This is a genomic window from Pseudodesulfovibrio halophilus DSM 5663 (genome assembly GCF_059568665.1).
Window position 1 is genome coordinate 253,002 of sequence record NZ_JCANTV010000009.1, and the last position, 11,239, is coordinate 264,240.

The window sequence follows — 11,239 nt, forward strand, 5'->3', positions numbered from 1 at the left end:
CTACCTACCCTCAGCGCAGGGCCAGATCAATGATAACGCCCGCAAAGAGCAGGACGGAGATGATGCCGTTGATCGTGAAGAAGGCCACGTTGACGCGGCTCATGTCCTCGGCGGAGATGAGGCGGTGCTCCCACATGAGGAAGAGCCCGGCGCCCAGCGCGGCGAGGAAGTAGACGAATCCGGATCCCGCGGCCCAGCCCGCAAGCACGAAGAACGCGGCCGTGGCGAAATGGCTCACCGAGGAGATGCCCAGCGCGGCGCGCAGCCCGAGCTTGGCGGGGATGGAGTTGAGCCCCTCGGCCCGGTCGAATTCACGGTCCTGACAGGCGTAGAGCAGGTCGAAGCCCGCCACCCAGAACAGCACGCCGAAAAACAGCAGCGCGGACGTCAGGGAGACCTCGGCGGTCACTGCGAGACCGCCCGCCACCGGCGCCAGCCCGAGCACGGAGCCGAGCACGAAGTGGCACCAGTGGGTGAAGCGCTTGCAGTAGGAGTAGAACGCGGACCAGATCAGGGCCAGCGGCGACAGGGCGAAGCAGACCCAGTTCAACCCGGCGCAGGCCAGCACGAAGATGGTGGCGCAGGCCACGATGAACTGCATGGTGAAGCGCGGCGTCAGCTCGCCGCTCACAAGAGGGCGGTCCTGCGTGCGCGGGTTTCTGGCGTCTATGTCCACGTCCGCCAGCCGGTTATAGGCCATGGCGAAGGAGCGCACCGCGACCATCGCCACGGTCAGGAAGAGCATGATCCGCCACCCGGGCCAGCCCCCGGCGGCGAAAAACGCTCCGGCATAGGCGAAAGGCAGGGCGAAGACCGAGTGCTCGATCTTGATCATGCGGCAGACTTTTCCGATATTTCCAAAGACATTGCTCATTGGTTCATTTCACTCCGGTACGATTAGTAGCGACTGACGAGAAAGGCGCCCACAAAGAGGAGCACCGCACCCACGATGCGCGGTGGGCTCACCGCGCGCGTGTCGAATCCGAAAACACCCATATGGTCCAGCGCCAGCGAAGTGATGAGCTGGGCCGCGATGATCCATACCATCGCTCCGGCCGCGCCGATCTTGGAGGCCACGAGAATGCTCGCCGCAACAAAGACCGCGCCGAGCAGCCCGCCGAACCACATCCAGCCGGGCCCCGCCGCGGCGGCTCTGGCCAGCGGCATGGGGGTGCCCGTGAGCCACACGTAGCCCGCGAGGGCCGCCGTTCCCACCACAAAGGATACGAGCGCCGCGGGGACCGGGTCTCCCAGAGCCGCGCGAAGGGTGTTGTTCACCCCGACCTGCACGGTGGCGCACGCGCCCGCCGCAAACGCTATGGCGATGAATATCCATTTCATGGGCGCAGAGACTACTCCGGTTTGCGCCTTTGGTAAACGCCCCGTGAATACGGTTTTCTCAACAAAAGCTCCCCGCAACCGTAACGCCCCTGCAACTACAAACTTTTTCAGGGAGCGTACATCAGGACAGTCATAACACCAGAACCCAACGGGAGGTCCGTCATGAACGAAGCAGACAAAAGGATGATCCGCGCTCGCCTGACCGAAGAGCTCGAAAACCTGATCAGTCTCCACAGCGAAGATGCCCCCCTTTCCCTGGAAAACTTCGCGGACGACGCGGACTATGCGTCCCAGTTGACCGCACACACCATGACTCTGGCCCTGAAAGAGCGCGATCTGGACAAGATCCGCCGCATCGAACGGGCTCTCGAGCGCGTCAACTCCCCGGACTTCGGCCTCTGCCGCGAGTGCGACGACCCCATCGGCAAGGCGCGGCTCACGGCCCGGCCCGATGCGCGTCTGTGCGTTGCCTGCCAACAGGAAAGGGAATCCGGACTGCCCGCATGCGCCTAACAACGTCCGAAACGGAGGAATCCCCCATGGGCGACACGATCAGCAGGATAGACCTGCACGTTCACTCGCGCCACTCCAAACGCCCCTCGCAGTGGATTCTGCAAAAGATAGGCTGCCCGGAGAGCTTCACCGACCCCAGGCTCATCCACGAGACAGCCCTGAGGCGAGGCATGGACCTCGTCACCATCACCGACCACAACACCATCGACGGCGCACTCGAAATCGCCCACCTGCCCGGCACTTTCATCAGCGAAGAGATCACCACCTACTTCCCGGAAGACCGCTGCAAACTCCACGTGCTCGCCTGGGACATCACCGAAGCCCAGCACGAAGACATCCAGAAGGCGCGCGAAAACGTCTTCGACCTCGTGCCCTATCTCCATGAACAGGGCATCGTCCACGCCCTGGCCCACCCGCTCTTCGCCGTGAACGACCGCCTGACTCTGGAACACCTCGAACAGGCGCTGCTGATGTTCGGCATCGTTGAGGCCAACGGCTCCCGGGACGCGAGGCAGAACGAATCCCTGACCGCCATTCTCGACGCCCTCACGCCGAGGCACGTGGAACGGCTGGCGGACATCCACGGCCTCGAACCCGTGGGCGAGCGCCCGTGGGAAAAGACCATCGTCGGCGGCTCGGACGACCACAGCTCCATCAACATCGCCCGCATGCACACGCGCTTCACCGGCGCCCCCCGCAAGCAGGCCCTGCTGGACGCCCTCTGCGCCGGGCAATGCGAACCGGCGGGCGACGCTGCCACGCCGCGAACCATGGCTCACAATCTCTACGGCATCGCCTACCAGTTCTACACGCGCCGAGCCTCCATGTCCGACGCCGCCAAGCAGCACGTGGTCATCCGCTTTGCGGAAAACGGCCTGAACCCGGCGCGCAGCAGCGAGCCCACCGGCATCATCCACCGCCTGCGCTGTTTCATGGGACGCGGCCGGGCCGCCCTGCACTCCCTCGCCCCCGGCAAGGACTCGGTACAGGACTCGCTGCTCAAGAACGCCGCCCAGATCATCACCGCCGACCCGGACCTCATGAAGGTGGCCAGAGGCTGTGCCGGGGAACCGCGGACGCTGGAAAACGAGGTGGCCCGCTTCATCTCCGGATCGGCCAACCGGGTGCTGCGCAACTTCGCGGACAAGGTGCTCGACAGCGCCATGGGCGCAAACCTTTTCGACATCTTTCACACCATCGGCTCGGCCGGCTCCCTTTACGCCCTGCTGGCCCCGTATTTCGTCGGGTACGACCTGTTCAGCCGCGAACGCGGCTTCTGCAATCAGGCCCTGAAACGCTTCGGCGTACGGCAGGACCTCAAGCGGCCCCTCAGGATCGCCCACTTCACCGACACCTTCGACGAGGTCAACGGCGTGGCCGGCACCATCCGCAGCCAGCTGGAACTCGTCTCACGCCACGGCAAACGCATGACCGTCGTCACCAGCGGCTCCCACAAATCCGGTCCCGGCCTCGCCAACTTCGACCCGGTCGGCGAATTCCAGATTCCCGAGTACCCGGAACTGACCCTGCGCTACCCGCCCGTGCTCGAAATGCTCGAATATTGCTTCGAACGCGAATTCGACTGCATCCTCGCCGCCACCCCCGGCCCGGTGGGGCTGGCCGGGCTGGCCGTATCCAAAATTCTCAAGATTCCCTTCCACGGCACCTACCACACCGCATTCCCCCAGTACGTCAGAGCCTTCACCGAAGACACCGCCATGGAAGACGGCTGCTGGCGCTTCATGACCTGGTTCTACAACCAGATGCAGGTCATCTACGCGCCCTCGGAAGCAACCAAGCAGGAGCTGGTGGACAGGGGCATCGACCCCGGCAAGATCACCACCTACCCCAGAGGCGTGGACGTGGAACGGTTCCACCCCTCCAAGCGAAACGGCTTCTTCACGCGCTACAGCCTCGATGGAACCAAGCTGCTCTATGTGGGCCGCGTCTCCCGTGAAAAAGGACTCGACACCCTCGCCGAAGCCTTCCGCAGGGTCTCCAAGATGCGCCCCGGTCTGTCGCTGGCCGTGGTTGGCGAAGGCCCTTACCTCGAGGAAATGAAGCGCACCCTGCGCGGCACTCCGGCCGTGTTCACCGGAGCCCTGCACGGAGAGGACCTCTCGCAGGCCTACGCCAGCTCCGACATCTTCGTTTTCCCCTCCGCCACCGACACCTTCGGCAACGTGGTGCTGGAGGCCCAGGCCTCGGGACTGCCCTGCATCGTCACCGACCAGGGCGGCCCGTGCGAAAACATCGAGCCGGACGAGACCGGCCTGGTCATCCCCGCAGCCGACCCGGACGCCCTCATCCGCGCCGTGCTCCACCTCGTAGACGCCCCGGAACGCCTCGCCTACATGCGACGCAAGGCCCGCGGCAGCATGGAGGAACGCACCTTCGACCAGACCTTTCTGAAAACATGGGAACTCTTCGGCGCACGCATCCGCGACGCCGCCTGATGCAAAGCATCCTCACGGAGCAGCTTCGACAGCAGCCCCGAAAAGGAACGCCCCGCCGAACCGAAAGGCTCGACGGGGCGTTCCCATTGAAAAATCAATCCGCTAATCCATGTCCGCAAAGCAAACCGCTCGTAATCCGGAGCGGTCCAAGGCAGTCAGCAAAGCATCCAGAAAAACAAACGCGGCTCCGTTCATGCGCTGATGATGCAGCATCACCCCGCAATGCCCGGACTCCAGCGCCTCGACAAGCTCGGCAAGCAACGCTTTGCGCGACGTCGCCGGGTCCCCTTCGTTGCGCGTATGCAGGTCCACATTCACGAAGCGGTCCGGAAGCCCCTGCGGAAGCGGAACCTTGCGCTCCTCGCCTTCGGAACGTGAAACGCACAGGTATTCCAACTCTCGCAGCAACTTCGCCGTCACCCCGTCGAACCGATTCCAAGGCGGCGTAAACCGCTTTTCAAACCGCTTGCCGAGCAACTCCGAGAGTTTTTGCGCCCCCTGAACAAGATCCGCACGTTTCTCGTGCTCGGTACGGTCAGAACCAAACTCTCCCTTTTTTCCCGAAAGCTGATGGCTCACATGCCGCCATCCATGCTGATGGAACCGGAACAGTTTCGTCTCAGGGCACAGCCGCAGCAGGTCCAACGCTCGGTCCTTCCGCAACCACGCGGGCGTCACCGCCATCTCCAAGGGCACTTCATGCGTCCTGAAAATCTCCACCATGCGCTTGAAGGCAACCGACGGCACGGCCACGTCGTCTGCACGAAAGAAAATCCGAACACCTGAAGCCGCTCGCTCAAACGCAGCATCCAACTCAGCCGCCATGTCCGGAAACGGCTCGGACCATATCGGGGACACGCCCGGTCTGATGATCATTTATTTTTTTCCTCCGGGGGCTTAAGAACCTTTTGCCAAAAGGTTCTTAAGAATCTCCAAAATCTTTTGGTTTGCCAAGCCGAATCTGGGCGCTCGGAACGCTGAGGCTCTTTGACGGCTTGGCGGCTATGCTGGCGGCGTTTTGTGATAGTGAGAGTTGTAACAACTCAGGTTGCCCAACCTGTTCAGCCAAAACGCACAGAACTCAATTCCTCCGTCAGCGGGGTTGCAGCTGTGACGCGAGTTATGCGGTCGCATGAACCCTGCGCTGCAACCCCGCTGACAACCCAGGGATTGCAAAGGGTGCCCGCCCCTTTGCCGGGGTGCAGGGGCGGAGCCCCTGCCCGCCGAAGGCGTCGTCTTGCCTGAAACCGTCGTGAAATAATAACATTCATTGGCCGTTCGGTGTTTGTATAGTGAGGCGTTTTCGTTTACATTCCCTGCATCGTGATCAAAACAGCCTTTAATCATTCAAGAATAAGGAGTCTTCCATGAGCATTATTTCCGGAGTCTGGGCAAGGGAAATTCTCGACAGTCGAGGCAATCCCACGGTTGAAGTGGAGGTCGTGCTGGAATCAGGTGCGCGTGGTCGTGCTGCGGTTCCGTCCGGAGCATCCACGGGCACCCGCGAGGCGCTGGAACTTCGTGACAAGGAAGACCGTTTCGGCGGCAAGGGTGTGCAGACTGCCGTGGAGAACGTGCGTGGCGAGATCGCCGAGCGCATCATGGGCATGGACGCGCTGCGTCAGGTGACCGTGGACAATGCGCTGCTGGATCTGGACGGCACGGAGAACAAGGAGCGTCTGGGCGCCAATGCGCTGCTGGGTGTTTCCATGGCCGTGGCCCGTGCTGCGGCGAATCTGCTGGGCCTTCCCCTGTACCAGTATCTTGGCGGCGCGAACGCCAAGCTGCTGCCCGTGCCCCTCATGAACATCATCAACGGCGGAGAACATGCGCCGAACAACCTGGACATTCAGGAGTTCATGATCATGCCGCTGGGTGCGGAGACCTTTGCGGAGGCGCTTCGCATGGGTGCCGAGACCTTCCATGCGCTGAAGAAGCTGCTGGCCGACGACGGCCATGTCACCAGTGTGGGTGACGAGGGCGGTTTTGCGCCGAACCTCAAGTCCCATGAGGAAGCGTTCCAGTACATCATGAAGGCCATCGAGTCGGCCGGGTATGAGCCGGGTGCTGACATTGCGCTGGCCATCGACGCTGCGGCGAGCGAATTCTACAAGAACGGCAAGTACGTGTTCGCCGGTGAGGGACGCGACTTCGACGCGGCCGGACTGGTGGATTACTATGCCGAGCTCTGCGACAAGTTCCCTCTCGTTTCCATCGAGGACGGACTTGCCGAGGCCGACTGGGAAGGCTGGGAGCTGATGACCGAGAAGCTCGGTGAAAGCATCCAGATCGTCGGTGACGACATCTTCGTGACCAATCCGGAGATTCTGGCCGAAGGCATCGTGCGCGGCTGCGGCAACTCCATCCTGATCAAGCTGAATCAGATCGGCACCGTGACGGAGACGCTGGACACCATCGAGCTCGCCAAGACCGCGAGCTACACCAACGTGGTTTCCCATCGCTCCGGCGAAACCGAGGACCACTTCATCTCGGACCTCGCGGTGGCGGTAAACGCTGGGCAGATCAAGACCGGTTCCCTTTGCCGTTCCGACAGGCTCGCCAAGTACAACCAGCTCATCCGCATCGAGGAAGAGCTGGGCGAGGACGGCATCTATTACGGTCCCATCCTCGGCGAAAGCTGGTTTGACGAAGACTAGCAGACGCCATTTCGCGACAAGAGAAGGCCGTCCCGTTCGGGGCGGCCTTTTTTATTGAGTGGCGTCAAATTCGGCCTGTTCGCAGGCTGGCGGCGGTGGCGAGGGCAAGCACGAACACTGGCACAGCCAGCGTTGCCATGGGCAACGGGAACTCGGTGCCGATCATGAGCATCGCGCCGAATGAATAGGCTCCGGACATCAGGGCCGAAGCCCACAGCAACGCCCGCGCAGCGCGTACGCGAAACAGGGAGAGCGCCCCCGCGACGGAAAAAAGCAAACCGGCGAGCAAAGCCGCTGCATGAACGGCAAACTGAACTGACTCGCCCAGCTTCAGCCCGCTGTTGACCGCCAGCCCCAGTCCGAAGACGATCCAGGTGTATTCCAAAGCCTTACGCATCATGTCCCCTTCCTGATGAGACTGGAGATAGCACCGCACCTCAGCAAGAACAAGAGAACGGAATACGCACAGAGTTCATTTAATCAGTGCAATGCGTCCATGGAAATGACAAGGATATCCTATCCCGGATCGGCCGGACCACCATAAAACAATGGAGAGGGTATGAAGAAAACAATTGCACTGTTGGTTCTTACGGTTGTCTTTGCCGCAACAAGCGCCTTCGCAACCGAATCAATCGTCGGGACATGGGAGGTGCAGCAGATCGAAATGTACCTTAACGGCAAGAAGGTCGAAAACCCCAAGGCTGTTGACGGCTACATCGAAATCACCTCGCAGGACGGACCGCTTTTTGCCGGGACGAAGCATTGGACCCGTGGAGGGAAGAATTATTCCGAAGCCCTCAGCGGCAGCATCACCGACAACAACGAAATCATCATCCAGGAACACGTGGACGGAGAAGCCCAAGGCAGCCTCCTGCCAGACGACATGATGGTCCTCTTCTACACCGAAGGACCGCCCACGCCGCGCGTGCACAAGACAATCCTGAAACGCCGCTAGTCCCCGCACAGCTTGACGAACAGGGCCGCTTCATGCGAAGCGGCCTTTTCTTCATCCGTTCTTTTTTACAGTCATCCAATCAGGGGATTTGAGACATGATTCTGCTCGACGGCAAAGAAACCGCGAAAACCATCCGCGGTGAACTCAAGGCAGAGGTTGAGGCGCTCGCGCCCAAACACGGACGCGCACCCGGGCTGGCGGTTATCCTCGTCGGCGAAGACCCGGCATCACAGGTCTACGTCCGCAACAAGGAACGCGCCTGCGCCGAAGCCGGCATCGTTTCCGTGCCGCACAAACTGCCCGCGGAAACCTCCCAGCAGGAACTCGAAAAACTCATCAGCGACCTCAACGCCGACGAAACCGTCGACGGCATCCTGCTGCAACTGCCCCTGCCGAAAGAACTCGACAGCCAACGCTGCCTCGAACTCATCGACCCAGAAAAAGACGTGGACGGCTTCCACCCCGTCAACGTAGGAAAACTTACCCTCGGCCTGCCCGGATTCCGCTCCTGCACCCCGGCAGGCGTCATGAACCTGCTTGAGCGCTACGGAATCGACCCTTCCGGCAAGAAATGCGTCATCATCGGTCGCTCCAACATCGTCGGAAAGCCGCAGGCGCTCATGATGCTGGCCAGGAACGCCACCCCGGTGATCACACACTCCCGCACCAAAGACCTCAAAGCAGAATGCCGCGACGCCGACATCCTCGTCGCCGCCCTGGGAAGACCTGGCTTCGTCACCGAAGACATGGTCAAGGAAGGAGCCGTCGTCGTCGATGTCGGCATCAACCGCACCGACGACGGACTCAAAGGCGACTGCGACTTCGACGCCGTCAAAGACAAAGTGCACGCCATCACCCCCGTGCCCGGCGGCGTTGGACCCATGACCATCGCACAACTGCTGGTCAACACCGTCCAAGCCTTCAAACAGCACGTCAACGCATAATAAGTGACGCCTCCGGCGGGCAGGGGCTCCGCCCCTGCACCCCGGCAAAGGGGCGGGCCCCCTTTGCAATCCCCGGTTTGTCAGCGGGGTTGCAGCGCAGGGTTCATGCGACCGCACAATTCGCGTCCATGCTGCAACCCCGCTGACGGGGATTTGGGATTCTGTGGGGCTTGGCTGACGGAAATTCATGTGTGAACTTTCTGGAATGATCAGTTTGATACTCCCTAGGCGTTCACTGTCCCTTGTGACCAGCAATTGCCGTTCGCCCCTGCCAAGCCGCCTACACGTTGAGGCTTTCGGAAAGCTCAACACGGCTTGGCAAGCCAAAGGTTTTTGGGAGATTCTTAAGAACCCTTTTGCAAAAGGGTTCTTAAGCCCCCGGAGGGTCCCCGAAGGGCCGCCGGGGGCTATCATCTACTGAAAACAGGCCATCCAGAGGCCTTCCATGAGCAGGTCGGGACGGACTTCGCGTATTTCGGGGCATACGCGTGCGATGCCGGGCGCGAGTCCGCCGGTGGCCATGACGTAGGGCGTGTCGTCCATTTGTTTGGCGAGTTTGCGGCAGAGGCCGGAGGTCATTTCGGCAAAGCCGAACACGAGGCCCTGGTTGAGGCACTCGGAAGTGGTTCTGCCCCATGAGAGTTCGTCTGAGGCCACTTCGAGTTCCACGGCGGGCAGTTTGGCTGTTCCTTCGTGCAGGGAACGCATGGAGGAGAGCACGCCGGGGCAGATCAGGCCGCCCATGAAGGCGTCGTCCACGATGCAGGCCAGCGTGGTGGCGGTGCCGTAATCCACGACGATGATGCAGCGTTCCTCGCGAAGGCGTCTTGCCGCGAGAGCGGTGACGAGCACGTCGGCTCCGACCTGTTCGGGGCGCGCGTAGCGGTTCTCTATTGCCAGCGGCAGGTCTTTGGGGGCGAAGCGGGCTCGAACATTCAGGAAGCGTTTGCTCATTTCGGAGAGCAGCGGGTCCAGAGGCGGCACCACTGAGGAGACGGCGCACATTTCGATGTCTTCCGGCGCCAGTTCTTCCCTGCGCAGGATTTCTATGAGCTTGAATCCCCAGTCGTCGGCCGTGTTGCGTGGCCTTGTGGGCAGGGTGTAGCTGGATTTGAGACCGGTCTGGTCTGCGATGCAGAGCTTGGTGTTGGTGTTTCCGGCATCTATGAGCAGTGCGGTGGACATGGTGTCGCCTCCTTGAAAATATCGAATGGGGCAAGTGTGTACGCCTTCTGGGGGGAAAGGCAAGCGGTGCCTGAACGTAAAATAATCGGAGCCGGGTGACTTTTTACGAAAAATCGGGTTATCGTACCCGGCACTGGAGGTGACTTATGAATCCGAGCTCCCTGATCCCCGCGGCGCAGACCATTCCCGTGAGCTGGGTCTGGTTCGATGTGCTGCTCGTTCTGGGCTTCTGGGCCCATATCCTTATGATGAACGCGGTCTTTGGCGGCGGCGTCATTTCTCTGTTGAATTCCGGCGGAAAAACCGAGCCGCTGGCTCGGGGCATGTCGAAAAAGATTCCGACCATGCTGGCGCTCACCATCAACTTCGGTGTGGCGCCGCTGCTGTTTCTGCAGGTCAACTACGGTCAGTTCGACTATGCCGGGACGGTGCTCATGGGCGGCTGGTGGCTGGCGGTGATACCGTTTCTGTTGGTGGCGTATTACGGCTTCTACATTTGGGACTTTCGCTACAAGTCCCTTGGCTCGTCCCGTAATGTTTTTCTCGCGCTTGCCCTTGGGTGCATGCTGTTCATCGGGTTCATGTTCGTGAACAACATGACCCTGATGCTGGTGCCAGGCGAGTGGACGGCCTACCTGAAGAACGGCGGCGAGACCATGCTGAACTTCGGCGACTCCACCCTGCTGCCGCGCTATCTGCATTTCATGACTGGAGCGCTCGCCATCGGCGGCGTGGCCGTCGCCATCGTCGGCAGACGGGCAGGACGCGAAGATCAGGTCCATGTCGGGCTCATGTGGTTCGCCCGAGCTACGGTAATCAATATCGGCTTCGGCTTCTGGTTTCTCGTGGCTCTGCCGCAGCGCGTCATGGTGGCTTTCATGGGAGGCGATGCTCTTGCTACCGGCTCCCTGCTGGCGGCGCTTTTCGGTGCCGGGCTCATCATCCATGCGGGTGGTCGCCGCAACCTCAGGCTCAGCATCCTGTGGGGCGCCCTGACGGTGCTGACCATGGCGCTGGCCCGCCATGCCGTCCGCAAGCTCATGCTGGAGCCGTATTACAGCGTGACGGATCTCGAAGTGACGGGGCAGGCCTCGCCTCTCGTCATGTTCCTCGCGGCCCTCGTCCTGGGCATGTGCGTCATAGCCTGGATGATTCGCCTGTACCTGAAATCCGGCAAGGAGGCCTAAG

Annotated in this window: 11 protein-coding genes; 6 read left to right on the top strand and 5 right to left on the bottom strand. The window is 61.3% G+C overall.

Annotation, left to right across the window (positions count from 1 at the left end; all coding sequences use genetic code 11):
- Positions 1-10 precede the first annotated feature (10 nt).
- Complete coding sequence (locus tag BR24_RS06000) at positions 11-874, bottom strand: UbiA-like polyprenyltransferase (protein ID WP_496540585.1); 864 nt, start codon at positions 872-874, stop codon at positions 11-13.
- A 23-nt stretch (positions 875-897) separates the two neighbouring features.
- A complete protein-coding gene (locus BR24_RS06005) occupies positions 898-1,341 on the bottom strand; it encodes a DMT family transporter (RefSeq protein WP_496540586.1) in 444 nt (147 codons plus the stop codon).
- A 162-nt stretch (positions 1,342-1,503) separates the two neighbouring features.
- Here BR24_RS06005 and BR24_RS06010 point away from each other — a divergent pair, with 162 nt between their 5' ends.
- Positions 1,504-1,854 carry a TraR/DksA family transcriptional regulator gene (locus tag BR24_RS06010; protein ID WP_496540587.1) on the top strand — a complete coding sequence of 117 codons (351 nt, stop codon included), beginning with the start codon at positions 1,504-1,506 and terminating at the stop codon, positions 1,852-1,854.
- Positions 1,855-1,880: 26 nt separating this feature from the next.
- Positions 1,881-4,310 carry a glycosyltransferase gene (locus BR24_RS06015; protein WP_496540588.1) on the top strand — a complete coding sequence of 810 codons (2,430 nt, stop codon included), beginning with the start codon at positions 1,881-1,883 and terminating at the stop codon, positions 4,308-4,310.
- 102 nt (positions 4,311-4,412) lie between these two features.
- Here the strand turns inward: BR24_RS06015 and BR24_RS06020 are convergent, their stop codons facing one another.
- On the bottom strand, positions 4,413-5,135 hold the full coding sequence (locus BR24_RS06020) for a polysaccharide deacetylase family protein (protein WP_496540589.1): 723 nt from the start codon (positions 5,133-5,135) through the stop codon (positions 4,413-4,415).
- Positions 5,136-5,677: 542 nt separating this feature from the next.
- Here BR24_RS06020 and eno point away from each other — a divergent pair.
- A complete protein-coding gene (gene eno, locus BR24_RS06025; RefSeq protein ID WP_496540590.1) occupies positions 5,678-6,967 on the top strand; it encodes a phosphopyruvate hydratase in 1,290 nt (429 codons plus the stop codon).
- Between the two features lie 64 nt (positions 6,968-7,031).
- On the opposite strand, the gene BR24_RS06030 is transcribed toward eno, so the two are convergent.
- A complete protein-coding gene (locus tag BR24_RS06030) occupies positions 7,032-7,367 on the bottom strand; it encodes a hypothetical protein (protein WP_496540591.1) in 336 nt (111 codons plus the stop codon).
- Positions 7,368-7,526: 159 nt separating this feature from the next.
- Here BR24_RS06030 and BR24_RS06035 point away from each other — a divergent pair, with 159 nt between their 5' ends.
- Positions 7,527-7,922, top strand: coding sequence for a hypothetical protein (locus BR24_RS06035; RefSeq protein WP_496540592.1), 396 nt, complete (start codon positions 7,527-7,529; stop codon positions 7,920-7,922).
- 95 nt (positions 7,923-8,017) lie between these two features.
- Positions 8,018-8,866: a bifunctional methylenetetrahydrofolate dehydrogenase/methenyltetrahydrofolate cyclohydrolase FolD gene (folD, locus tag BR24_RS06040; RefSeq protein ID WP_496540593.1), complete on the top strand. Its 849-nt coding sequence runs from the start codon at positions 8,018-8,020 to the stop codon at positions 8,864-8,866.
- Between the two features lie 414 nt (positions 8,867-9,280).
- Here the strand turns inward: folD and BR24_RS06045 are convergent, their stop codons facing one another.
- Positions 9,281-10,051 carry a type III pantothenate kinase gene (locus BR24_RS06045; protein ID WP_496540594.1) on the bottom strand — a complete coding sequence of 257 codons (771 nt, stop codon included), beginning with the start codon at positions 10,049-10,051 and terminating at the stop codon, positions 9,281-9,283.
- 146 nt (positions 10,052-10,197) lie between these two features.
- Between BR24_RS06045 and BR24_RS06050 the strand changes: the two genes are divergently transcribed.
- The gene (locus BR24_RS06050) at positions 10,198-11,238 is read left to right on the top strand and encodes a hypothetical protein (RefSeq protein WP_496540595.1); all 1,041 of its coding nucleotides are present in this window, start codon (positions 10,198-10,200) and stop codon (positions 11,236-11,238) included.
- Position 11,239 lies beyond the last annotated feature (1 nt).